Annotated in this window: 24 protein-coding genes and 1 pseudogene; 5 read left to right on the plus strand and 20 right to left on the minus strand. The window is 67.8% G+C overall.

Translation table 11 applies throughout. The features are described from left to right. The first annotated feature begins 156 nt into the window (after window positions 1-156). Window positions 157-486, plus strand: a complete 330-nt coding sequence (locus tag HNQ01_RS19445) for a type II toxin-antitoxin system PrlF family antitoxin (protein WP_173807163.1) — start codon at window positions 157-159, stop codon at window positions 484-486. Continuing rightward, window positions 483-953 (plus strand): type II toxin-antitoxin system YhaV family toxin, encoded by a 471-nt coding sequence (locus HNQ01_RS19450; protein WP_173807164.1) that lies wholly within the window; start codon window positions 483-485, stop codon window positions 951-953. The genes HNQ01_RS19445 and HNQ01_RS19450 overlap by 4 nt, the downstream gene beginning before the upstream one ends. A 284-nt stretch (window positions 954-1,237) precedes the next feature. On the opposite strand, the pseudogene HNQ01_RS19455 reads toward HNQ01_RS19450, so the two are convergent. From HNQ01_RS19455 to HNQ01_RS19500, 10 genes and pseudogenes are all read right to left on the minus strand, one after another. Further along, window positions 1,238-2,392: pseudogene (locus HNQ01_RS19455) on the minus strand (IS5 family transposase). Window positions 2,393-2,461: 69 nt separating this feature from the next. Beyond that, entirely contained in the window at window positions 2,462-5,095 is a 2,634-nt protein-coding gene (locus HNQ01_RS19460; RefSeq protein WP_217427624.1) for a tyrosine-protein kinase family protein, read from the minus strand. Further along, window positions 5,095-5,538: a hypothetical protein gene (locus HNQ01_RS19465; RefSeq protein ID WP_173807166.1), complete on the minus strand. Its 444-nt coding sequence runs from the start codon at window positions 5,536-5,538 to the stop codon at window positions 5,095-5,097. The genes HNQ01_RS19460 and HNQ01_RS19465 overlap by 1 nt, the downstream gene beginning before the upstream one ends. 57 nt (window positions 5,539-5,595) lie before the next feature. After that, window positions 5,596-6,291 (minus strand): restriction endonuclease, encoded by a 696-nt coding sequence (locus tag HNQ01_RS19470; RefSeq protein WP_173807167.1) that lies wholly within the window; start codon window positions 6,289-6,291, stop codon window positions 5,596-5,598. Between the two features lie 342 nt (window positions 6,292-6,633). Further along, window positions 6,634-7,239, minus strand: coding sequence for a hypothetical protein (locus HNQ01_RS19475; protein ID WP_173807168.1), 606 nt, complete (start codon window positions 7,237-7,239; stop codon window positions 6,634-6,636). Between the two features lie 4 nt (window positions 7,240-7,243). After that, window positions 7,244-7,609, minus strand: a complete 366-nt coding sequence (locus tag HNQ01_RS19480; protein WP_173807169.1) for a hypothetical protein — start codon at window positions 7,607-7,609, stop codon at window positions 7,244-7,246. A gap of 310 nt (window positions 7,610-7,919) precedes the next feature. Further along, a complete protein-coding gene (locus HNQ01_RS19485; protein WP_173807170.1) occupies window positions 7,920-8,441 on the minus strand; it encodes a hypothetical protein in 522 nt (173 codons plus the stop codon). A 317-nt stretch (window positions 8,442-8,758) separates the two neighbouring features. Beyond that, window positions 8,759-9,502, minus strand: coding sequence for an anti-sigma factor (locus HNQ01_RS19490; RefSeq protein WP_173807171.1), 744 nt, complete (start codon window positions 9,500-9,502; stop codon window positions 8,759-8,761). Continuing rightward, window positions 9,496-10,083: a sigma-70 family RNA polymerase sigma factor gene (locus tag HNQ01_RS19495; RefSeq protein WP_173807172.1), complete on the minus strand. Its 588-nt coding sequence runs from the start codon at window positions 10,081-10,083 to the stop codon at window positions 9,496-9,498. The genes HNQ01_RS19490 and HNQ01_RS19495 overlap by 7 nt, the downstream gene beginning before the upstream one ends. A 112-nt stretch (window positions 10,084-10,195) precedes the next feature. Next, entirely contained in the window at window positions 10,196-10,798 is a 603-nt protein-coding gene (locus HNQ01_RS19500; protein WP_173807173.1) for a DUF3455 domain-containing protein, read from the minus strand. 257 nt (window positions 10,799-11,055) lie between these two features. Here HNQ01_RS19500 and HNQ01_RS19505 point away from each other — a divergent pair, with 257 nt between their 5' ends. Beyond that, window positions 11,056-11,853, plus strand: a complete 798-nt coding sequence (locus tag HNQ01_RS19505; protein WP_173807174.1) for a DUF2189 domain-containing protein — start codon at window positions 11,056-11,058, stop codon at window positions 11,851-11,853. A gap of 82 nt (window positions 11,854-11,935) precedes the next feature. Here HNQ01_RS19505 and HNQ01_RS19510 read toward each other — a convergent pair whose 3' ends face one another. From HNQ01_RS19510 to HNQ01_RS19530, 5 genes are all read right to left on the minus strand, one after another. Continuing rightward, window positions 11,936-12,250 (minus strand): RNA recognition motif domain-containing protein, encoded by a 315-nt coding sequence (locus tag HNQ01_RS19510; protein ID WP_173807175.1) that lies wholly within the window; start codon window positions 12,248-12,250, stop codon window positions 11,936-11,938. A gap of 99 nt (window positions 12,251-12,349) precedes the next feature. Continuing rightward, window positions 12,350-12,613, minus strand: coding sequence for a translation initiation factor IF-1 (gene infA / locus HNQ01_RS19515; protein WP_173807176.1), 264 nt, complete (start codon window positions 12,611-12,613; stop codon window positions 12,350-12,352). A 655-nt stretch (window positions 12,614-13,268) separates the two neighbouring features. Further along, window positions 13,269-14,363: a redox-regulated ATPase YchF gene (gene ychF, locus HNQ01_RS19520; protein WP_173807177.1), complete on the minus strand. Its 1,095-nt coding sequence runs from the start codon at window positions 14,361-14,363 to the stop codon at window positions 13,269-13,271. A gap of 119 nt (window positions 14,364-14,482) precedes the next feature. Further along, window positions 14,483-15,658 (minus strand): HPP family protein, encoded by a 1,176-nt coding sequence (locus HNQ01_RS19525; protein ID WP_286180998.1) that lies wholly within the window; start codon window positions 15,656-15,658, stop codon window positions 14,483-14,485. A gap of 25 nt (window positions 15,659-15,683) precedes the next feature. Beyond that, window positions 15,684-16,592 carry an MOSC domain-containing protein gene (locus HNQ01_RS19530; RefSeq protein WP_173807178.1) on the minus strand — a complete coding sequence of 303 codons (909 nt, stop codon included), beginning with the start codon at window positions 16,590-16,592 and terminating at the stop codon, window positions 15,684-15,686. A 43-nt stretch (window positions 16,593-16,635) separates the two neighbouring features. On the opposite strand from HNQ01_RS19530, the gene HNQ01_RS19535 reads away from it, so the two are divergent. Then, window positions 16,636-17,802 (plus strand): FAD-dependent monooxygenase, encoded by a 1,167-nt coding sequence (locus HNQ01_RS19535; RefSeq protein ID WP_173807179.1) that lies wholly within the window; start codon window positions 16,636-16,638, stop codon window positions 17,800-17,802. A gap of 45 nt (window positions 17,803-17,847) precedes the next feature. Continuing rightward, on the plus strand, window positions 17,848-18,585 hold the full coding sequence (locus tag HNQ01_RS19540) for a DsbC family protein (protein ID WP_173807180.1): 738 nt from the start codon (window positions 17,848-17,850) through the stop codon (window positions 18,583-18,585). Window positions 18,586-18,592: 7 nt separating this feature from the next. On the opposite strand, the gene HNQ01_RS19545 is transcribed toward HNQ01_RS19540, so the two are convergent. From HNQ01_RS19545 to HNQ01_RS19565, 5 genes are all read right to left on the minus strand, one after another. Then, the gene (locus HNQ01_RS19545) at window positions 18,593-19,147 is read right to left on the minus strand and encodes a CAP domain-containing protein (RefSeq protein WP_173807181.1); all 555 of its coding nucleotides are present in this window, start codon (window positions 19,145-19,147) and stop codon (window positions 18,593-18,595) included. Between the two features lie 133 nt (window positions 19,148-19,280). Continuing rightward, window positions 19,281-20,087 (minus strand): enoyl-CoA hydratase, encoded by an 807-nt coding sequence (locus HNQ01_RS19550; RefSeq protein WP_173807182.1) that lies wholly within the window; start codon window positions 20,085-20,087, stop codon window positions 19,281-19,283. A gap of 84 nt (window positions 20,088-20,171) precedes the next feature. Next, window positions 20,172-21,428 (minus strand): DUF3108 domain-containing protein, encoded by a 1,257-nt coding sequence (locus tag HNQ01_RS19555; RefSeq protein WP_173807183.1) that lies wholly within the window; start codon window positions 21,426-21,428, stop codon window positions 20,172-20,174. Next, window positions 21,413-23,143: a M61 family metallopeptidase gene (locus HNQ01_RS19560; protein WP_173807185.1), complete on the minus strand. Its 1,731-nt coding sequence runs from the start codon at window positions 23,141-23,143 to the stop codon at window positions 21,413-21,415. The genes HNQ01_RS19555 and HNQ01_RS19560 overlap by 16 nt, the downstream gene beginning before the upstream one ends. Before the next feature lie 50 nt (window positions 23,144-23,193). Beyond that, complete coding sequence (locus HNQ01_RS19565) at window positions 23,194-23,634, minus strand: DUF3429 domain-containing protein (protein WP_173807187.1); 441 nt, start codon at window positions 23,632-23,634, stop codon at window positions 23,194-23,196. Window positions 23,635-23,650: the final 16 nt, after the last annotated feature.

The following is a 23,650-nucleotide window of genomic DNA, read 5'->3' on the forward strand; positions in this document are numbered from 1 at the left end:
TCCGCAAACCGCTCTCGGCTGATGTCACTCGCGTAGGCTTTTCTCGTCGGCATCCCCGCATTTTCAGGGCAGTCGGGATCGTGAACACGCTCTCATTGAGCCGACAATGCAATTGCATTACCATTCGGAACACCTCAGGCCTGACCGGAGTCCACGATGCCCACCGTGCTCGAAACCGAATCCACGCTCACCGACCGCTACCAGACCACCGTCCCGGAAGCCGTCCGGCGCACCCTCAAGCTGGGCAAGCGCGACAAGCTCCACTACACGATCCGCGCCAACGGCGAAGTCGTGCTGACGCGCGCGACCGGCGCGGAGGGCGATGACCCGGCGCTGGGGGCCTTCCTGGGTTTCCTGGCCGCCGACATCACCCGCCACCCGGAGCGCCTGCAAGCCATCGACGCCAGCCTGGTGGCACGCGTCCAGTCGCTGACCGAAGGCGTCGAGGTCGATCTGGATGCGCCGCTGTCGGCGGACGATGAATGAGCGGCGGCGCGACCGCCCCGGCCTTGCAGGTCAACGGCTGGACCGTGTTTGCCCACCCGCTGTTTCTGGCCCAGCTGGAAACGCTGACCTCACAGGTTGAAGCCCTGCGGCGCAAAGATCCCACCGGTTATCTGAAGAAGAACGCCACCAGGCGGCTGGCGGCGATCCGGCAACTGGCCTTCGAGGTCATCCCGCAAGACCCGACACGGCCGGAATACCGCCAGGGCAACACCCTGGGCGACCAGCACCGGCACTGGTTCCGGGCCAAGTTCTTCCAGCAGTACCGGCTGTTCTTCCGCTACCACGCGACCGCCAAGGTGATCGTGTTCGCCTGGGTCAACGACGAGAGCACCAAGCGCGCCTACGAGAGCAGCGACGAGGCCTACCGGGTGTTCCGCAAGATGCTGGACGGCGGGCATCCGCCGGATGACTGGGAGACGTTGCTGGCGGAGGCGCAGGCGGAATAGATCTACCGTTTGCAGCACGGTTTTGAGGCTTGAACGGGCGGGGGATCAGCCCTCAGCACTGACAGCGCGTCAGATCGCCTCAACCTTGCGCCCCCGCGCCTCTAGGCACAGCGCCGTGCTGCCATAGCCGATCGCCAGCCCCTCCAGCTGGGCACTTCTCGAAACTTACCCTGCAGCCCTGAACCCGGCCTACGCCTGCACAAATCCAGCGCGGGCGAGCAGTTGATGTCGGCAGCGCGCCGCTGTCCCCACCGTCGCGGTACCCCGCGACGGGTTTTTTCCCCTCACGCGGGCTGTGCGGACGCACCTGCGCTCTTGACCAGCCACGCCAGCCGGCGCGCGTTGTAGGCCACGCACTGCAGCGTGATGGCCAGCGCATTGCGCGCCAGCGTCATCGCCCGCACGCACTTGCCGCCCTGCTGGCGCAGCGCCGCAAAGACGTGCTCGACCCGCGCCCGCGTGCGGTTGATCGTCTTGTTGCGCTGCTTGAGCCGAACCTTGGCCGTCTGCCCGGGCTTGGCGCGACGCGCAATGCCGTCGGCCAGTCCGTGCCGCTGCAGCACCTAGCGGTTGGCCGCGCTGTCGTAGCCCCGGTCAGCCAGCAGTCGATTGCGCGTGTTCGCCCCCTGCAGCACGTCGGGCAGTTGCTGCCCGTCGTCCGCATTGGCTGCCGTGATCTTCATCTGGCGGATCAGCTTGTAGCGCGCATCCACGTTGCCGTGCAGCTTGTAGCCGTAGTACGACTTGCCGTGCTTGATCGTCCAGCGCGCGTCCCGGTCGGTGTGCGCCAGACGCTTCTTGCTCCAGCCTTCGGGCGCTTCCCCCTTGTTCAGCGCCTCGCGCTCCCGGGCGTTGGCTTGCGTGATCGGCGCCTGCACGATGCTGGCGTCCACGATCTGCCCGCCCCTCGGGATGAAGCCGTGCCGCTGCAACTGCTGGCTCAAGCTCTCGAAGATCGCCCGGCCGCCCAGCCCGCCCGCGGCCAGTCGCTGCCGGAAGCTCCACAGCGTGCGTGCGTCCGGAATGTTCAGCGCGCCCTCCAGCCGGCAGAACCGCTGGAAGCTCAGCCGGTCGAGCACCTGGTGCTCGCACTGCTCGTCCGACAAGTTGTACAGCCCTTGCAGGAACACCATGCGCACCAGCGCCTCGGTCGGGTACGGTGGGCGTCCGCCCTTGCTGCGGTCCGCACGAGGGCAGGCCTTGTCCACCGCCGCAGCCATCCCCGCGAAGTCGATCAGTTCGTCCATCGCCGCCAGCGTCTGCACGTAGCCCTCCAGCTTAGCCTTGCGCTGCTGCGCCACGAACAGGTCGTCCGCGGCCTCTTCAGGAAAGAAGCTCGATGGCTTGATGCGGGGCGTGATCATGGGGCGCCATCTTGCCGCAGTCCGCAGTCCTCGGTTCAGGTGGTGGTCAGGGCCGGTTTCGAGAAGTGCCCCCATGGGATGCGACAATTATTAAACCGGCAATTATCTACATGACATGAATCCACCCAGCTTAACAAACACCTCTCATCGAGAATATTTCATATTAAGACCCATTTTATATAATTGACCAACACGCCACCATCCTGCATAGCCAGGTCTATTCTCGAACATCCGAATTGACTTCATGCGCTGCAAAGACTCTCTAACTGATTTTTCATTAAATTTTGTCTTTTCACACAATTTATCAACCAAGGCCTCATAATCAAAAGGTGTACTTAACCCATCAAATGCAGCAATAAACTTGGCAACTTTCTCCTGATCAGTCTCATGCTCACCAATGCCATGATCTTTATATTCCAAAAACAGAAGATGCAACAATTCCTGCTTTGTTTCACTAATAAACTCCCCTGAAGCATCATCGTATGCCTGATTCAAGAGAGATGAAATAATTCTACCCTCAGAATCCACAGGTTTGCTTGTGATAGCCGCCAAATCATCCAACTTTTTCAGGAAAGACAAGTACAACCGAGGATAAAATGTGGCCTTATTTGTATCATCACCACCAGCATCAGAGAAATAAAGTCTCAAGAATGTGGCTGTAGACAAGTTATTGCGCCTCAGTCGCTGAGGAAATATTCTCAAAAGAAGTTCCGTAGCACTTTGCTCCGACATTGCGCCACGCTCCACCAAACCCCATTGACGATCAATATCTTCACAAACCTCAGGGAATTTAATTTTAATCCAATTCAGAGTTGGAATGCGGGAAATTGCGAAATTTAAAATGGAAACGGCACTCCATTTTAATATAACTTTTCTCCCCTCCATCTGCTGCTCGACATTCTGCAAAGAATCAGAAGCCAAATCCTCCCGAACAAATACTCTGATAGTAATTTTACTCGAGAGAGCGCCATCATTCTGCACAGCCCCCATTAAATCAAAGAGTGCTCCGACAAATCTTTTAATATTAACCGCCGGGACCAATGTCTCAAGACCATCAACAAGAAAAACCTGTGGCTCAGGCAAGCTCACTATCAAAGACTTGATCTTCAATCGATCCGCCAATTCGCTCGGCTCAATGCCTTTCGATATATATTCAGATATTAGTTGCGCAATAGAAACCCCCGCGGGGCGCGCAAGAGCCACACGGAGAAGAGACCACCAAAAAGTGGGCGCATCAAATTTGCATTTTTCTAGCCATGCTTGCGCCTCAATAGATTGACTTTGAAGTGCCAACGATGCTTCTGCATCCGCAGCAACCAAAAGTGGAAGTCCAAGGCGTCGCGCGTACAACTCCCTAACGATCCGAGTCTTTCCTGTACCTTTCCGTCCAAGTACATAAGAATAGGGATTTCCAGAAATAAATAATCTTTCTACTTCTGGAGTATGGATAAATTTACCAAAATCCTTTGCGCCCGACACAGAGGCTATATCATTACTCGGAGAATCAATAACTATAGGGCTAGCTGCTCCTGCTAGATTTCTGCGGCGCCCTAATGGCAATGCGAGAACTTCCCGCAACAAATTCAGTGACCTGATATTGTCAGCCTGAAGTTTTGAAACAATTGGCAAAGATGGCTCAAGCAGCGCGCGATCTAGGTACCAATCAATCCAGTTGAGCGAAAGATCCTCGGCAGTCGCCCCGTCATTCGACGTCTGTATTGCGGCGGCAAGCTCACTCAATAGCTCCTCACGCATGCGAGCCTCGGTTGGCGAGGCGGCCGCAGTTGCCGCCCTGTTGGGGTCAAGCGAAAAGCTGCAAAAAACACCGGGCACAACAGATGTATTCGAAAATATCGAGCGAACCACGTATCGCAATTCCGATGGAATAGCTGCTGTGTTAAAGTCAGTACGTGCAAATATTACCGCCCCCCCTGGCAAACTGCTTATGAGAGGTAATACAGATGAAGCCATGCCAGTCCTGTGATCGACAAGAACAACATCATACTCATCAGTCCTGCTCGCCAAACTTTCTTTTAGCTTGCCCGCCGCACTTTCGAACAATCGAGTATCCAGAGGGGCATTTGCAGCAAGCAGTGCAAAATCAAGGTCAGCTCCAACAACTCTTGGTCGGCATGGCACCAAATCGATACGTCCTTGTGATACTCCTGTATAAGCTCCAGCAATAGGAGAAAGTGATTCAGCCCAACCACAAAGCCCCATCAATGTTTGTGAGAACTGATCGGCAGACACGCCAAACAATAAGTCCAATGACGGGGCCTCGATATCTGCATCGACCAAGAGCACTCGATATCCATCATCTGCCAATGCCTTCGCAAGCATTGCAAGAACGGTTGAACGACCTTGTCCACCTTTGTAGCCATAGAAGTGAACAAATTGTGGCTTACACTGCTGCGACAGATTTTCGTGCTTAGCCACGTCACCAAGAAATGAAGAAACCCATGTTGAATTACGGCCCAATCTTACCCATTTGCTTTTAGCCTCTGCCTCCTCTCGCGTCAGTGCATTTATCGAAATTGGCAGTCTTGATATAAGTCTCTCCAAAAAAACAGGAGAGCCATTATTCTCAATGGCAAGCAATTTCTCCAATTCACCTATTCGAGCCTCAATATCAATGTCATCAAATATGGCACTCACCGCATCGATATGAAGTATAGGAGGAACAAATACAACCTTAACCTCATCCAGCACAGCACCTGCATCATTCAAATTAGGTTTTGTGAGCGACTTCAATAATTCAATTATTCTGGAAATTGACATCACAAATGAACTCCAATAGTAGAACCATGAGTAGTGAGCAGCCCAAGCAAATTATTGCAGGTCACCTCAAGCCCCGATATCAAAGCAGGCGAGGTTTCATTGACCCCGCCCCAATCACCAGAATGCCTACTATACCGGATGTAAGGATAGCTATACGGCGGCACATTACCGACTGCTCCACCCTTTTCTTGGCAAGTAATAGACGCAAGATCCCTCCTCAATTGCAACGAAATTGATTTCAATGCCCCAGAAATGCTAGGCGCCCCAGAGATACTATCAGCCACATTATCTAACATTGTGGGCACATCATGCCCTCCGCGCCCCGCAGGAACGGCAGCATCTTTTAATGCAAGCTCAATTGCCACGAGTATACAATATGTTTTCAACAAGGGGGCCGGGGACGCAAAATTTAAAAATGTTCTTTTGTTAGTCGAAAACGCCATGCTGGAGAACCTCCTATTTTCATTCAACTTGCCATTGAAAAGTAAAAATCATCAACATCAGGGACATCCTTGGGCCGCCCAACGCTTGGCCTGCACATAGACCTTTTCTAGGCCGAGCCGGTCCAGAGAGATGATTCTGTCGATGCCCGCGTCGCCCGAGCCGCCCACGCGCTGCAGATCCGCCCGGTTGGCGCCGTAGCCCATGCGGTGCAGCAGGTCGAGCACCAGGGTTTCAAAAAAGGCCGGCGTCACGGTGGCCAGCGTGTCCAGCAGTTCGGCGGCGACCGAGCGACGGATTTCCTCCAGCGCCAGGCCCAGCCGCTCTTCGGGGCTGGCCACCGGCTGCGCGGCGGCGGTTTCGTCCTCGCCGACATCGACGGCCACCGCGCGCAGGCGCGCATCCAGATGCGACATCGCCAGCGTGCCGACCTGATCGCGGGTCAGCGGCTCGGGATGCTCGGCCACGAAACGCCGGCCGGCCTCGGTCAGTTGCCACCAGCCGCGCCGCGGGCTGTCCGACAGCCCGGCGCGCTTGAGCCGGTCATGCGCCCAGCCGGCGCGGTTCTTGTAGATGAGCTGCGCGCCGCTGGGCACGAGCTGCTGGCGCGCCGCGGCGTCCAGCCCGAGCGCGTCGGCCGCCGCCTCGTGCGCCTCGCGGGCGGGCGCGCCCTCCGGCCGGCCGGCGAGAAAGCGCAGCAGCGGCTCGATGAAGCGGTCGTAGGTCGGCAGCGTGGCCGGTGTTGTCGTCGTCAAGCCGCATCTCTCCCTGCTGGTGCGGTCGCGTCCATTCCCACGGCGTCTTTGTGCGTCAGCCGCAGCGCATCCAGGGCGCGGGCTGCGGGATTCTTCGATCCCGGTGAAGGATCCAGTCTAGGCAGCGGACGGGCACGCGGGGGAAGCGTGACGGCTTGAAATGAGAAATAAGCGGGGATTTCCGGGGCTGTTTTCCCGGGGATGGGGATGGGCGTGGGTGCCCGCCTGCGCGGGCATGACGAGGTGGGAGGGGGACGGGGGTGCGCCCGCCTGCGCGGGCATGACGGGGCGGGCGCGGGGCGGGACGGGGACCTGCGTGGGCGCGGCGTGACGGGCGGGCCGTCAGTCGGGCTTGCGGGGGGGCGGGGAGGCCTGCAGGGCGCGGCGGGCTTTCAGCTCGATCAGGCGCTGCACCAGCAGGCAGACGGCGCGGGCCTGGGTGTGGTCGATGTCGACGTTCTCGATGATCGAGCGCTTGAAGACGATGCCGTTGATGATGCCGCTGTGCTCGACGAAACCCAGCGTCAGCGTGCGGTTCAGCAAGTAGTAGAGCAGCGAGACCAGCAGCGCCAGCACCAGCCCGCCGATCATCGCGGTGAAGGCGTCGCCGGCCTGGCCGGACTGCGACAGGCGCAGACCCAGCGCCAGCCCGCCCGCCAGCACCAGCACGAACAGCAGCAGCGCCCGCTTCCAGGGCTTGTGATAGCCGTAGTAGCTCGAGCAGATGCCCTCGAGCGGAATGACGCGCGACTCGGTGCCGGCCAGCGAGGACTGCGTGAAGACCATCCGCTCCAGCCCGACGGTGATCGTCGTGCTCGGATCGATGCGCAGCCTCGCCAGCAGCCAGGAGACCAGGCCGCCCTGCCGTCCCTCGATCAGCACATGGTTGCGGTCGTCGTCCACCGGCGCCGAGCCGGCTTTCCAGCGCTTGAGAACGAGCGGCCCCATCGCCTCACTTCTCCGTCAGCTTGATCGTCACGATCTCTGCACCGCCCAGGCCGAGCAGCGTCGGGTTGGTGATGGTGAGCTGCCCCTTGCTGCTCATCGTGCAGGTCTGCACGTAGGTCTTGATGTTGCTGACCGCGCTGCAGTTGCCGCCGACCCACTGGATGTTCACGCCGTTGTTCGACGCGGTGATCTCGGCCTGATAGGTGCCGGCGTCCAGCGCATACGAAACATAGCTGCCGTCCGCGATCGTCTCGCTGGTGTCGAGCACGACGTTGTCGTCGCTGGCACCGCAGGCTCCGAGCACGGCGGCCAGCGCAAGGCCGCCCAGCAGGCGCAAGGAAGAAAGGCGGGGAAAGGAGGAAAGGCTCATGATCGTCGGTCCCTGTGTGTATCTCCGCGGCATCCAGACCGATCCGGCGCCGCGGAGCTCAGGCGACGGACCTCGCAAGATCGGTCAAGCTCCGTCGGGAACGACGCATGCACACACGGCCGCCTGCGCTCGACGCGCAGCCGACCCGCGCACCGTGCCTCGGCACGACTGCGCTCCCTCCCTGGATTGGCTTGCTGGCTCTTGTAAATCTGCGATCGAGCTTATCCAAGCCATAGCCAAAAGTGAACAATCCGCCGGCCGCCGCCCCATGAACAAGGGGGCGGCGGTGCCTCCATCGGCCGTGCCGGCGTCAGTTCACCCGGACCATCTTGTCGCGCAGCGCCGCCGGCACGTCCTGCAGCAGCACGATCGAGATGCTGCCGTCGGTGGCGCGGTTGTTGTGGCTCTGCGCGGTGCTGGCGCTCATCTGCGCGGAGATGGCGTCCGGCGACAGCGTGTACATGCTGCCGCTCAGCGGGTCGACGACGAACCAGCCGATCAGGCCGCCGAACAGGAAGTTGCCCGCCAGATACCAGCCGTTGGGCGCCGAAGTGACCGGGATGGTCTGGGTCTGATAGCCGTCCTTCGTGATCACGACCTTGAAGCTCTTGCCGCCCCAGTAGCGGCCGGTGCTCTTGGGCAGCGTCACCGAGGTCGGGGTGCGGCCGCGGAAGATCTCGGTGCCGCCCTCGTCGGTGATCGAGATCGAGGCGTCGCTGGGCGTGCTGGCGATCGGGACGAGCTGGGTCGGCTGGCCCATGATGGTGGCGCAGGCCGACAGCGACAGGGCCAGCGCGATGGCCGACAGGGTGCGCAGGGGGGACGAGATCATGTGATGCAGGCGTGAAGTCAATGCGTTTCTCCGCGATCGATCCGCAGCCGACGACGCGGCCACCGCGGAGCCCGGCAGCCGGCATCGCAAGCCCGCCAGGATCGCCGGCCCGCACGCACGCCGCGCAGGCCCCACGCCACCGCCCGCGCGCAGACACGCCGGCGGCCTTCATGCCGGCGGGGCGCCGGCATGTCCTCCCTGATGGACTTGTTATCTTCTGGAATCAGCGATCGAGCTTAGCCATTCGATAGCTGAACGTAAACAATCGTGAAGCGTCGTCCCCCATGAACGCGGGGACGCGCAGTGGCTGCGCGACCTCAGCCCTGCAACTGCACCGCCCGGCCGACGTACAGGATCGGCCCGGTCGGGCGGCCGATCGGCGAGCCGCCCTCGGGCTCGAGGGTGATCTCGAAGAGCTGTTCGGGGCGCAGGTCGGGCAGGCGCTCGAGCGGCAGCTCGATGGCGCCGCCCGCGTCGGTGCGCACCAGGCCCAGCGAGCTGGGGCCGGCGGCGCCGGGGGCCTTGGTCCAGAACTGCAGCGTGCGGCCCGGCGGCGGCGCCTGGGGCGGCACGACCGGGCGCAGCCGCAGCCGGCCCTGCCCCGCCGCGTCGACCCGCACCTCGACCACCCAGCCGTTGCCGCCGCCCTGCGGCGCCTGCAGCACCGCGACGAACTGCTGCTGCGCGGCCGGCGGCGCCATCAGCCGCGGCACCAGCCCCGAGCCCAGCAGCACGCAGCCGGCCAGCGCCAGCCCGCTGAGCGACTGCCACAGGCCCAGGCGCTGCCACCAGGGCGGCGTCGCGGCCGGGGCACGCGCGGCGGCGGCCCCCGGCGACAGGCGCGCCTCGATGCGCCGCCACAGCCCGGCCGAGGGCTCGGCCGGCGCCACCCGGGCGCTTAGCGCCAGGAAGCGGTCCTGCCAGTGCGCGACCTCGGCGCGCAGCGCGGCGTCACCGCCGAGCGCCCGCTCGAAGGCCTCGCGCTCGTCCGGCGCCAGCGTGCCCAGCACGTATTCGCCCGCGGCGGCGCTGCGGTCCTCGGGGGTCTGCAGATTCAGCATGGGGACAGGCACTCCCTCAGCGCCAGCAGGCTGCGGCGGATCCACGACTTGACCGAACCCAGCGGCGCCCCCAGCCGGGTGGCGATCTGCTCGTGGGTGTAGCCATCGACATAGGCATGCACGACGCAGGCGCGCGGGCGCTCCTCCAGCCGGTCGAGGCAGCGCTCGAGGCCGGCGGTGTCGAGGCCGCGGTCCTCGCCGTCGGGTGCGGTGGCGGACTGCAGGCGGTCCGACAGGCCGGCCAGATCCTCCGGATCGACCGCGACCGTCTCGACGCCACGGCCGCCGCGCACCGCGCGCAGCGCCTGGTGGCGCACCACGGTGTAGATCCAGCCCCGGCCGGAGCCCAGCGCCGCATCGAAGGTGGCAGCGCGCTGCCAGACCTGCAGGAAGGCGTCCTGCAGCACGTCCTCGGCCAGCGCGTCGTCGCGCACGATGCGCCGCACCACGCCGAGCAGCCAGCGGCCCTCGTGCTCGTAGAGCATGCGCAGCGCGAAGCGCTCGCCGCGGGCGCAGGCCTGCAGCGCGGCATCATGGTCGAGGGTCGGGGCGGCGGCAGCGGAGGCGGCGGCAGGGGGCAAGGGCGGTCCTTTCGATCTCGGCAGCGGCGTCGGACCATTCTGCGAGAGGGGACGACCCAGGACACCGGGCCACGGCCGCCGGCCGTCAGCCGCCTGGGGGCATTCGCCCGGCTCAGGCGCCCGGCTTCCAGAAGATGTAGTCGGCCTGGTACTGCACCACCTGGCGCTGGCCGGTCTGGCCCTCGCCGCAGGCCATCGCCGGCGCCACGCCGCCGCGGGTGGCCACGCGCTGGATGTAGCTCACGCCCTCGAGCACGCCGCGGCCGGTGGCCGGATTGGCCTTGACGAGCTGCAGCGGGATGTTGCCGGCCGCGGCGGGCACCAGCCCGACCTGCGTGCCGGTCAGCGCCGAGCCGTCGTCCGAGGCCCAGGTCGCCGGCGGGCCGAAGTAGCGGCCCAGCTTCATGCCGCTGCGGCTGCGCAGCTCGGCGTCCGGGCCGACGAAGACCCACTCGAACGCGCCCGGCGTGCCGGCCTTGGCGCGGCATTCGTAGGTGATCTGGCCGACGCCGACGGTTTCCCAGGCGACGCGGTGGCCGGCGGGCACCTGCACCGGCGTCGGCAGCCCGGCCTGCGAGGCGGCGGTCATCGAGGTGGTCGCGCTGGCGGTCATCGGCGCGGAGGTCGACGAGCAGGCGGCCAGGCCGGCGCTCAGCAGCACGGCAGCGGCAAAGGCAAGGCGGCGGGCATCGGCGGGGTGACGGTTGGCGTTCATGGCAGGGCTCCCGGAGGCGAGTGGATGGATCGGAGAGCCGTCGGCGCCGGGCTGGCGACGATCGTCTCTTCTTCCACTAGCCCGGCCGGCGCCGGACGGATGCAGCCGGAGGCAAGGCATATGAAACAATATGTGTCCTTGGTCGCATCCCGACTTCTGGCGAACCCGGTGGTGCGACGCCGGACGGCGTCCTAGCATCGGCGCACCGCCGGCTCGCACGGGGCGGCCGGCCTGTCTGCCCGCAGGAGATCCGCACCATGGCTCATGTCGCACATGTCACCGGTCACCTTCCGCGTCACGCCCATGAGGCGAGCGACGCACCCGCCGTCCGCAGCGTCGCGGTCGGGCAGCCGCTGCGATGGCTGCGCCGCGGCTGGGAGGACCTGTCGCATCACCCGGCCGCCAGCCTCGCCGGCGGCCTGGCGGTCGGGGCGCTCGGCGCGGTGCTGCTGGTGGCCAGCCGCAGCACGCCGCACCTGGCGCCGGCGCTGGTCGGCGGCTTCCTGCTGATCGCGCCGCTGGCGGCGCTGCCGTTCCACGCGCTGTCGCGCCAGCGTCTGGCCGGCCAGCGACCCGACCTGGGCGAGGCGCTGGCCGACGGCGGACGCAATGCCGGCTCGCTGGCACTGTTCGGACTGCTGCTGGCGATCGCCTTCCTGGCCTGGGAGCGGGTCGGCGCGGTGAGCTTCGCGCTGCTCTACGGCGGCCTGGTGCCGGACCTGTCGAACCTGCTGTTCGACGTGCTGCTGTCGGGCCGCTACGCCGCGCTGGCCGTCGCCTTCGTCGGCATCGGCGCGCTGTTCGCGGCCGGGGTGTTCGCGATCGGGGTGGTGTCGGTGCCGATGCTGCTCGACCGCGAGGACAGCGACCTGGTCGGCGCGATCGCCACCAGCGTGCGCGCCTGCCGCGCCAGCCCGGCGGCGATGCTGCTGTGGGCGGCGCTGATCGTCGCGCTGATGGCGATCGGCTACGCGACCGCGCTGCTCGGGCTGGTCGTGATCTTCCCGCTGCTCGGCCACGCGAGCTGGCACGCCTACCGCGATCTGGTGGAGTGAGGGCCCGAAAGGACAGAAGGCCGTGCAGTGCACGGCCTTCTGGTCGCGCCCGGACCACGCCGGGCGACAGGGGAGCAGTCGCTCAGTAGCTGCTGCGACGGTTGCCGCCGCCGAAGCCGCCGCCACCGAAGCCGCCGGCCGGACGGGCTTCGCGGGGGCGAGCCTCGTTGACGACCAGGGCGCGGCCGCCGAAGGACTGGCCGTGCATGCCGGTGATGGCGCTGCGGGCTTCCTCGCCCGAGCCCATCTCGACAAAGCCGAAGCCCTTGGAGCGGCCCGTCTCGCGGTCGGTCATGACCTTGGCCGATGCGACATCGCCGAAGCGCGCGAAATGCTCGCGCAGATCTTCGTCGCGCATCGTGTAGGGCAGATTGCCGACGTAGAGCTTGTTGTCCATGATGGACCCTTTCAGAAACGCCGCGGGATGTCTCGACCTGCCGCGGCAGCCAGGTCATTCACGACCGTCTCCAGCGCCAGCCGGAGCTCGGGTCGTTGTTCAGAAGCGCCGGCGCGGAGCGGACGGCGCGCCACCGGAGCGCTGCTCCAGGTGACGGAAGGTGATGCGACCCTTGTTCAGGTCGTAGGGCGACAGCTCGAGCGAGACCTTGTCGCCCGCCAGGATGCGGATGTGGTGCTTGCGCATCTTGCCGCCGGTGTAGGCGATGAGGCTGTGCCCGTTCTCGAGCTTCACGCGGAAACGCGAGTCGGGCAGCACTTCCTCGACCTCGCCGCGCATTTCGATGAGTTCTTCCTTGGCCATGAGCAGAATTCCTGTGCAGTGGCGCCCCGTCCTGAATCGTTCAGGCCGGCAGCGCGGGTTGGTGGAGGTATCCCAGGCCCTGGTCCATCGCGTACTGCGAGGCGGCCTCGGATGTCGGGAACAGCGGGACGAAGCGGAAGACCCGGTCGTGGGTCTCGCTGCCGTGGCCGCTGCGAATGGAAAGCGATGCCGCGAACCGGCCGCAGTCGGTCGGTCTGGAGGAGGGGGACAGAACGAACCGGCCCACCGTGCGGAGATCAGAAGAAGATGGAATCAAGAAACGGGCGCAGCAGCGGTGCTGCCTGCGCGAGGACTGCCTGGAACGTTCGGCAGGACTGCCCGACGAGGGGCAGATCAGGGTCCCGAGTCACGCCCTCTGCATCAGCCGGGGACGACAGGAGTCGGGATCGATGTACCAGACGGAGCTTGCCTGGAGGGGCCGCACGACCCGGAACCGGGACGGTGCCGCCGAGGACGCAAGGCCCATGCGGGCCCGCAGTGCGACAGAATGCTGCTGAGGTAAGCGGAACGGCAACAATCAGCTCGCACTATAGCACGAGGCGTGCCCGATGCACGCCCCGTGACCGGATGACCCTGAAACAGGATCCCGGAAACGATCGATCCGCACGCCGGACGGCCGGTCGCGCGGCAGCAATCAGACGTTGAACAGGAAGTTCATCACGTCGCCGTCCTTGACGACGTATTCCTTGCCTTCGGCGCGCATCTTGCCGGCGTCCTTGGCGCCCTGCTCGCCGCCGAACTTGATGAAGTCCTCGTAGGCGATGGTCTGGGCGCGGATGAAGCCGCGCTCGAAGTCGCCGTGGATGACGCCGGCAGCCTGCGGCGCGGTGTCGCCGACGCGGATGGTCCAGGCGCGCACTTCCTTCACGCCCGCGGTGAAGTAGGTCTGCAGGCCCAGCAGCTTGAAGCCGGCGCGGATCAGGCGGTTCAGGCCCGGCTCGTCCTGGCCCATCTCGGCCAGGAACATCGCGCGGTCCTCGTCCTCCATCTCGGCCAGCTCGCTCTCGGTCTTGGCGCAGATGGCCACGACCTCGCCCTTCTGGGCGGCGGCGTATTCCTTCAGGCGGTCCAGGAAGGGGTTGTTCTCGAAGCCGGTCTCGGAGACGTTGCCGACGAACATCGCCGGCTTGGCGGTGATCAGGCACAGCGGCTTGAGCAGCACCAGCTCTTCCTTGCTGAAGTCGATCGAGCGCACCGGGCGGGCCTGGTCCAGCGCGGCCTGGCACTTCTCGAGCACCTTGACCAGCGCGGCGGCGTCCTTGTCGTTGCCCGAGCGCGCGGCCTTCAGCGAACGCTGCAGCGTCTTCTCGACGGTGCCCAGGTCGGCCAGGCACAGCTCGGTCTGGATCACCTCGATGTCGGCGATCGGGTCGACCCGGCCGGCGACGTGGATGACGTTGTCGTCCTCGAAGCAGCGCACGACGTTGACGATCGCGTCGGTCTCGCGGATGTGGCTGAGGAACTGGTTGCCCAGGCCTTCACCCTTGGACGCGCCCGCCACCAGGCCGGCGATGTCCACGAACTCGACGATGGCCGGCAGGATGCGCTCGGGCTTGACCACCTCGGCCAGCTTCGCCAGACGCGGATCGGGCACCTCGACCACGCCGACATTGGGCTCGATGGTGCAGAACGGATAGTTCTCGGCGGCGATGCCGGCCTTGGTCAGGGCGTTGAAGAGGGTGGACTTGCCGACGTTGGGCAGACCGACGATGCCGCACTTGAGGCTCATGTGGATTTCCTTGTGGATCAGGGACTTGCTGCACCATCGAGCCGAACGTCGGCATCACCGGGGTGCGCGTTCGGGTGAACGGGCCGGGGCGGGGACGGGAGGTCCGCCGGCAGGCAGTCTCAGTCGCGGATTGTAATGACCCGGGCCCCCGGCGAAGCCAGCGCGGCGACCAGATCGGCCTGCGTCAGCATGCCCATCAGCCGGTTGCCCGGACCGATGATCGGCAGGTGGTGATGGCCGCCGGCCGAGAACAGCGGCACCAGATCGGCCAGCGGCCGCTCGGCGCTGACCACGCGCACCTTGCGCGTCATGATCTGGCCGACGACCTCGGGCTTGTCCGAGCGCGGCCCCGGCGTGGGCTGCAGCAGGCGCTTGAGCCGGCCCTCGATGCCGTCGAGGCCGCCCGGGCGGTCGTCGAGCCCGGCATGGCGCAGGAAGTCGGCCTGCGTGACGATGCCGACCAGATGGCGGTAGCGGTCCACCACCGGCAGCGCCTTGATGCGGTGGCGGCGCATCAGCGCCCAGGCCTCCTGCAGCGAGGTGCCGAACTCGACGGCGTGCGGATCGGGCGTCATCAGGTCGCGGCAGCGCAGGGTCTGCATGCGACGGCGATGGGCCTGTTCCTGCGCCGCGCGGACCAGTTCGCCCAGATCGTCGCGCGGCACGTCGAGCACCTGGTTGTAGCGGGCCAGCACCGCGTCGAGATCGGCCTCGGCGAAGGTCTCCAGCGTCGACGGCGGGGCCGCGGCCGGCGTCGCCACATGCGGATAGCGCCGCCCGGTGGCGGTGTTGTAGATCACGCCCGCGGCCACCAGCAGGACCGAGTTCAGCGCCACCGGCGCCAGCACCACGCGCCAGTCGGACGCCCCGACCAGCACCATCAGCAACGCCGCGGCCCCGCCCGGCGGGTGCAGGCTGCGCGTGAGCAGCATCAGCGCGATCGCCCCGGCCACCGCCAGCGCCGCGGCCAGTTCGGGCTGGTGCGGCAGGGCCCGCACGCAGGCCACGCCGAAGGCCGCCGACACGGTGTTGCCGACGACCACCGCCCACGGCTGCGCCAGCGGACTGGCCGGCACCGCGAAGATCAGCACGGTGCTGGCCCCGATCGGGGCCACCAGCCAGGGCCAGGGCGCGCCCCAGGGCGCCAGCAGATGGCTGAGCCAGGCCGCCAGCCCCAGGCCCAGCCCGGCGCCGCACACCACCCGCAGACGCTCGCGCCGGTCGATGGCCATGCCGACGGGGCGCCACAGCCCGGGAAGCCGCTCGCGCAGCACGCGCTTCATGTCGATCCGCATGGAGAGTAGCGACTCGTGCCGGAACTCAGAAACGCACCGTGCCCCGGCCGCCCTGCCCCACCGCCAGCCGCCGGCCGACGCCCTCGACGATGACCGCGTTCATGCCGAAGGTGATCGCGCCGCCCACGCGCGGATCGGCCCGGTAGCCCGCCAGCGTGTCGCCGGGCTCGTGGCCGGGCACGGCGGAGTCGGGATCGATGTTCGGGATCGGGCAGCGCGGGCAGGGCTTGACCAGGCGCAACACCACCGGGCCGTCGGGCGTGGCGATGTGCAGCTCGTCGAGGTGGTCCTCGGCATGCGCGTCCAGGCCGGCCAGCACCAGATTGGGCCGGAAGCGCTGCATCGTCACCGGCGCGGCACCGCGCGCGGCCAGGCGGCGGTTGAGCTCGTCCAGCGCGGCCTCGGACACCACCAGCACCGGATAGCCGTCGGAAAAGGCGTTCTCGGCCTCGAGGTCGCCTGTCCACTTGCGGCTGGAGAGCCGGCGCTGCCCTGCGGCGAAATGCACCAGCCGCACCGGCTCGCCCAGCCAGGCCGACAGACGGCGGTCGGCCTCGGGGCTGGGCGCGCGTGCATCGACCTCGTCGTCCCAGATGCGCACCCGCAGCCGGTCGCCCGACTCGGGCGACGGCGCCAGCGCCAGCGGCGCCTGTGCGTCGGGCAGCGCCAGCGCCCAGCCGCCCCCGGGCTGCGGCCGCGGCCGGATCAGCGCCATGCGCGGGTGCTCGCGCTGCGAGACGAACTCGCCCGCCGCGTCGACCAGCATCCACTCGCGGTCGCCGGCCAGGCCGGTGGCGGCCAGCCGGGCCTCGGGCACGCTCAGGCCGGCGCAGGACTTGACCGGATGCAGATGCAGCGCGGCCACGGTGAAGGCGCTGCTGCCGTCGTCAGCGTCGTCAGCATCGAAGGGGGCGGAGGTGTCGGGGAAAGGCATCGTCGGGATCTCGGTCGGGCTGTTCCTACAATCTTGCCCCATCATGCTCGTGCCTCCCTTCGCCTCCAGTCCGGCCGGCTCCGGATCCTCCTCCGCCTCGACGCTCGACGTGCTGATCCGCGGCGGCGGCCCGGTCGGCACCAGCCTGGCGCTGGCGCTGTCGCGCGAGGGCCTGAAGGTCGGCCTGCTGGCCGCCCCGCCCCGGCGCGACGCCGCGCCCGACGTGCGCACCTACGCGCTCAATGCCGGCGCGGTGGCGCTGCTGCGCGAGCTGCGCGTCTGGGACGCGCTGCCCGAGGACGCGCGCACCGCGGTGAGCGACATGCAGATCCGCGGCGACGACGGCGGCACGCTGGAATTCAGCGCCTGGCAGCAGGGCACCGGCGAGCTGGCCTGGATCGTCGACGCCGCCGCGCTCGAGCAGGTGCTCGGCGAGGCGCTGCGCTTCGCGCCGCATGTGCAGCGGCTGACGCAGCCCGCGCCGGCGGCGCTGACCGCCATCTGCGAGGGCCGCGACTCCGTCACCCGCGAGGCGCTGGGCGCCGGCTTCGAGGCCTTCGCCTACGGCCACCTGGGCGTGGCGGCGCGCGTGGTGAGCGACCAGCCGCACCACGGCGTGGCGCGGCAGTGGTTCCGCCATCCGGACATCCTGGCGCTGCTGCCCTTCGACCGGCCGCAGGCCGGCCACGGCTACGGCCTGGTCTGGTCGCTGCCGCAGGCCGAGGCCGAGCAGGTGATGGCGCTGTCCGACGCCGACTTCGCCGCCCGGCTGCAGGAGGCCACCGGCGGCGCCGCCGGCCGGCTCGAGCCGGTCTCGCCGCGCGCGGCCTGGCCGCTGCGGGTCGGACAGGCCGCGCGCTGGTGCGGCCCCGGCTGGGTGCTGCTGGGCGACGCGGCGCATGCGGTGCATCCGCTGGCCGGCCAGGGCCTGAACCTGGGCCTGGCCGACGTGCGGGTGCTGGCGCAGGTGCTGGTCGAGGCGCGGCGCACCGCGCCGTGGCGCCCGCTCGGCGACGAGCGCCTGCTGCGCCGCTACGCCCGCGAGCGCAGCGTGCCGACGCTGGCGATGAGCCGGCTGACCGACGGACTGCTGCACCTGTTCGCTCAACCCGCACCGCCGCTGAGGGAACTGCGCAACCACGGAATGACTCTGGTCCATCATCTCGGTCCGCTCAAGCGCTGGCTGACCGCCCGGGCACTCGACGCCTGAGCGGCCCGAGTCCCGACCCATTCCGGATCACCAAGGAAGCCCATGATGTTCCCGCGTCTCGCCCCGTCCGCCCTCGCCGCCTGCGTCGCGGCCCTCGGCCTGCTGGCCGCCACCGCCGTGCGCGCCGACGAGGCCGACATCCGCAAGACCTTCGCGGAGCGCTTCCAGAACCTGCCGAAGATCGACGAGATCCGCCCGGCGCCGGTCGCCGGCCTGTGGGAGGTGCGCATCGGCACCGAGGTGATGTACACCGACGCCAAGGGCAGCTACCTGATCCAGGGCTCGATCATCGACACCGCCACCCGCAAGGACCTGACGCAGGAGCGCATCGACAAGCTCACCGCGATCGACTTCGCCTCGCTGCCGCTGAAGGACGCCATCGTCTGGAAGAACGGCAACGGCAAGCGCCGCATCGCCGTCTTCGCCGATCCGAACTGCGGCTACTGCAAGCGCCTCGAGAAGGATCTGGTCAACGTCAAGGACGTGACCGTCTACACCTTCGTGATCCCGATCCTGGGCGGCGACTCGCCGGAGAAGTCGCGCTCGATCTGGTGCGCCAAGGACAACACCACCACCTGGCGCAGCTGGATGATCGACGGCGTGGCGCCGCAGCGCGCGATGGGCCAGTGCGACACCACGGCGATCGAGCGCAACGCGGCGCTGGCGCGCAAGCACAAGGTCAACGGCACGCCGGCGATCGTCTTCGAGGACGGCACGCGCGCGCCCGGCGCGATTCCCGCCGCCGAGATCGAGAAGCGGCTGGCCGCGCAGGCCAGGTCCTGAAGCCGACTCAGCCGAGCCGGTACTGGCAGATCCAGACCTGGTCGAGCGCCGGGCACACCAGCCGCGCGCAGCCGACCTCGCGCGCCGCCGGCGCCACCAGCTGCTGGTAGTGGCTGCAGACCCGGCCGGTGCGGCACTGGTGCGTTTCGGGGTCGAGATCGGCGCCCTGCTGCGCCCACTGGTCGACGACGTAGACCGGATCGAGCGGCTGCAGCGCGGTGCGGCCGTCCTTCCAGCGGTAGGCGCTGGACCAGTACATGTTCTCGCCGATGTGCAGGTCCGGGCTGGGCTGGGCGTCGCAGGGCCGGCCGCGGCCGCGCTCGAGCCGCAGCGCCCACTGGCCGGCCGACCGCGCCATCTCGTCGGACCAGGCCAGCGGCGCCACGCCGGCATGCAGGCGCCATTCGTTGTGGCGCTGCAGCATCTGCTCGCGTGCCTCGGACGGCAGCACGGTGCGCGTGTCCCCGCCGCCGCCACCACCGGCCACCGGCGCGGCGACGGCGCATGACAGGCCGGCGGCCAGCAGCACGAGAACAGGCAGGAACAGACGACGCGACAGCACGGCAGACCCCGATATGGAAGATTCGCAAACGATGCGGCCGCCACTATAGTGACGAATTTCTCGTTTCGATCCCCTGAAAAGCAGGGTACCGGGGCGCCCGTCTGTCCGGCGTCAAGGCCGCGTCAATGCGGCATCAGCGGTGGGTGAAGTTCGGCGCGCGCTTCTCGAGGAAGGCGCCCATGCCTTCCTTCTGGTCGGCGCTGGAGAACAGCGCGTGGAACAGCCGGCGCTCGAACAGCAGACCCTCGGCCAGCGGCGACTCGAAGGCGCGGTTGACGCTCTCCTTGGTCGCCAGCAGCGCCAGCAGCGAGTAGCCGCACATCGCGTCGGCGGCCTTCGCGGCCTCGGCATGCAGCTCGGCCAGCGGCACGACGCGCGAGACCAGCCCGGCGCGCTCGGCTTCGGTGGCGTCCATCATGCGCCCGGTCAGCGCCAGGTCCATCGCCTTGCTTTTTCCCACCGCGCGCGGCAGGCGCTGCGTGCCACCGGCGCCGGGAATGATGCCCAGCTTGATCTCGGGCTGACCGAACTTCGCGTTGTCGGCCGCGATGATGAAGTCGCAGGCCATCGCCACCTCGCAGCCGCCGCCCAGCGCGAAGCCCGAGACCGCCGCGATGATCGGCTTGCGCACCTGGCGGATGGTGTCCCAGTTGCGCGAGATCAGGCCCTTGCGGAAGGCGTTCGGGAAGTCGAACGGATGCATGACCGAGATGTCGGCGCCGGCGGCGAAGGCCTTCTCGCTGCCGGTGACCACCACGCAGGCGATCGAGTCGTCGGCGTCGAAGGCCAGCAGCGCCTCGCCGAGCTCGTCCATCAGGCCGTCGTTGAGCGCGTTGAGCGCCTTGGGCCGGTTCAGCGTGATCCAGCCATAGGACAGCGCGTTGGCGCCGGTGCCCGGGCGGGTCTCGACAAGGATGTTCTCGTAGGTGCGTTCGGTCATGGAGGGGGATCCTGAGCGAGGGAGGACGGGGAACGGTACAGCACCATGCTGCGCCGCAGCAGCCGGGACTATAGAACGATCGTTCTATTTTGTCGCTGCGGACGAACCCGCCTGGGTGCCCGTCCCGGTCGGCACGGCCGCGCCGGCCTGCTGAGGCACCTCCGACAGCAGCAGGTCGACCCAGGTCTCGGTGTCCTGCTCCAGGCGGATGCGCACCGGCAGCATCTGCAGCGTCGGCGCATACCAGATCTGCGCGCTGAGAATGCTGCCGCCGCGGCGCACCGCCTCGGCGCCCGCCTCCGGCAGCGCGGTGGTGATCGGCACCGGGCGGACATGGAAGGTCTCCAGCGGCCCCAGCGGCGTGCTGACCGGCACCTTCTCGCCGACCTCGTAGACCCAGCGGCGCACCCGGTGCGGCAGCGCGAGGTCGAACTCGACGCGGCTGCCGGTGCGGCGCAGCTCCGGCCGGGTCGAGAACAGCCAGACCATCTGGATGAACTGGCTGGCGCTGTCCTGCACGTCGGCGCTGGCGGGCATCTGGCGGCCGTCGGGCAGGCGCACGCCCTCCTCGACGAAGCTCATCTGCTGCAGCCGGGTGCGGCCGACGAGCTGGCGCGTCTCCTGCTCGTAGCGCTGCGGCCGCAGGCCCTCGGGCGTGATGCGGCCCTCGCTGCTCATCCGGCGCGACATCAGCGGCGCCACGCTCGGGCCGATCGCGACCTCGAGGTGGACCTGGTAGCGCTCGCCGGCGCGCAGCCACTCGACCTGGGCCGAGCCGGTCACCGGACCCTGGTACCAGCCGTTGAGCTCGTAGCGCAGCCGCGTCGACAGCGGCCAGTCGAAGGCCGGACCCGGCGCGGCCACCGCCGCAGCGGTGGCAGGCGTGGCAGAAGCGGCCGCGACAGCGGACGACGCCGACGCGCCGGGACCGATCGCGCCGGCGACCGTTCCCGGTGCGGCGCTCGGGTCGAAGTCGGGCGGCTGCGGCACCGGCGCCTCGCCGGACACGGTGATCTCGACCGCGCCGTCGGCCGGCTCGGAGGCCGGGAGCGGCGCGTCGGAAGCCGCCGGCCGCGGCTGCAGCGCCCGCGCCGGGGCCGATCGCGGCGGACCTGCACGCGCCCCGCCCGGCGCGGCCGCGGGAGCCGCCGGCGGCGCGGTCGGCGCCAGCATGCGGGTGTAGACCGCCTCCAGGCGCTCCATCGCCGGGGCCGGCGGCAGGCGCAGCAGCTCGCCCAGCCAGCCCAGCAGCCACCCGTGCACCAGCAGCACCGCCGCGACCAGCAGCGCCAGCGCCGGCAGCGGCCGCAGCGCGCGTGCCGGCTTCAGCGCGCCAGCCATGCCTCGCGGCGACGCCGCACGGCCGCGGCAGGCTTGCCCTGCAGCGACAGCGCGACCGCGCCCTCGACCTCGCCGGCCGCCGGCAGCGTCAGGCGCAGCAGCCGGCGGTCACGCGCCACCAGCAGCGGCAGCGGCTGCTCGAAGGCGCCGTAGAGCGTCAGGTCCTCGGGCTTGACGATGCGCCAGTCGCCCAGCGCCAGGATCTCGTCCCCCGCAGACAGGCCGGCGGCCTCGGCCAGCCCGCCCGCCAGCACCGCCTGCACCTTCAGCCCGGCGGTCGATTCGTTGAGCCGCGCGCCCAGACGCTGCTGCAGCAGCGGGCGCTCGCGGCGCAGGTCGACGCCCAGCGCGGGCAGCAGATCGGTCAGCGGCAGATCGTCCGTGCCGTGCACCCAGGCGGCGATCTCGGGCGCGAAGTCGCGCCGGCCCACGCGGCGCAGCGCCGCCAGGATGTCGTCCTCGCCGATGGGGCCGCCGCCGCTGGCGCGCCAGAGCTCGCGCATCACCTCGTCGAGCGAGCCGCGCCCGGCCGCGCGCAGCCTCAGATCCAGGCACAGCGCGATCTGCGCGCCCTTGGTGTAGTAGCTGACGGTGGCGTTGGCGCTGTTCTCGTCCGGGCGGTAGTACTTGACCCAGGCGTCGAAGCTGGCCGCCGCGGCGCTCTGCACCCGCCGGCCCGGCGTGCCCAGCACCTGGTTGACGGTGCGCGCGACCAGGCGCAGATAGCGCGCCTCGTCGATCAGGCCGGTGCGCACCAGGAACAGGTCGTCGTAGTAGCTGGTGAAGCCCTCGAAGAACCACAGCAGCCGCGTGTAGTTCTCGTGCTGCAGCTCGTAGGCGGCGAACTCGCGCGGCTTCAGGCGCTTGACGTTCCAGGTGTGGAAATACTCGTGGCTGATCAGCCCGAGCAGCGTGACATAGCCGTCGGAGCTGCCGGCGTCGCCGCGGCGCGGCAGGTCGCGGCGGGTGCAGATCAGCGCGGTGCTGTTGCGATGCTCCAGGCCGCCGTAGCCGTCGTCGGTGGCGTTGAGCATGAAGACATAGCGCTCGAAGGGCGGCGGGTCGCACCCGTCGTCGCGGCCATGCCAGAAGCGGATCTGCGCCTCGCAGATCTTCTTCGTGTCGGCCAGCAGCCGCTCGCCGTCGAAGCCGGGCAGCGCGCCGGCGACGACGAACTCATGCTCGGTGCCGCAGGCGGTGAAGCGACCGCGCCAGAAGGCGCCCAGCTCGAAGGGATGGTCGATCAACGCGTCGTAGTCGGGCGCCGACCACTCGCCCGGGGCCACCTCGGGCAGGCCGGTGGCGACCTGCCAGCCCTCGGGCAGGGCGCCCAGCGTGACCCGGTGCTCGTCGGCCTCGCGGCCCTCGGCACGCAGGAAGACGCCGGTGCCGTTGAAGAAGCCGCGCTGCGCGTCCAGCCAGGCGCAGCGCACCGAGTTGTCGAAGGCGTAGACCCGCCAGCTCAGCGTCAGCGCGCCGCGGCCGCTGCAGCCGGCCTCCCAGGTGTGCTTGTCGATCTGGGTCAGCGCCACCTCGCGGCGGCCCTGGCTGGCCTTCAGATCGCTCAGGTGGCGGGCGAACTCGCGCACCAGATAGCTGCCCGGAATCCACGCCGGCAGCGACAGGCGCTGGCGCGGAGCCGGATGCGGCAGCGTCATCGTGACGCGGTAATGGTGGCTGCGGAGATCGTCGATCTCCAGGTGAAGTCGGATCATGCGGGCGCGTTCGGTTCGGAAGGAAGGAGCACGCCGGTGCTCCGCAGGAATCAGGCCTGGGCCGCCGCCAGGAAGCAGCTCAGCGCGGACACGCCGGAGAGCCGGAAGCGCAGCGTCAGCCACTTCGACAGGCCGGCCTCGGCATAGGCGTGGCGGTCGACCAGGTAGCAGGCCACCAGCAGCACGCCCTGCACCACCAGCCCGGCACGCGGCGGCATCATCACCGACACCCATCCGAACAGCGGCACGATGACCGCCGTCCACAGCCGGCGGTGCTGCGGCGCCGGCGCCAGCATCGCCAGCCCCCAGTGGATGCCGCCCAGGAAGGACACGATCACGCCGGCATAGACCGACATCGACAGCAGCACGTAGGGCTGCACGTCGGCGCGCACCAGCATCGCCAGCAGCGCGCCGGCCCCGAAGGGAATCAGCCCGGCATACCCCAGGCGCAGCGCCAGCGCATCGGGGGCTGCGGGACGGGCCGACGGCATCGGCGGGACGGCGGAA

Source organism: Sphaerotilus uruguayifluvii (assembly GCF_013294065.1).
Lineage (GTDB): Bacteria > Pseudomonadota > Gammaproteobacteria > Burkholderiales > Burkholderiaceae_C > Sphaerotilus > Sphaerotilus uruguayifluvii.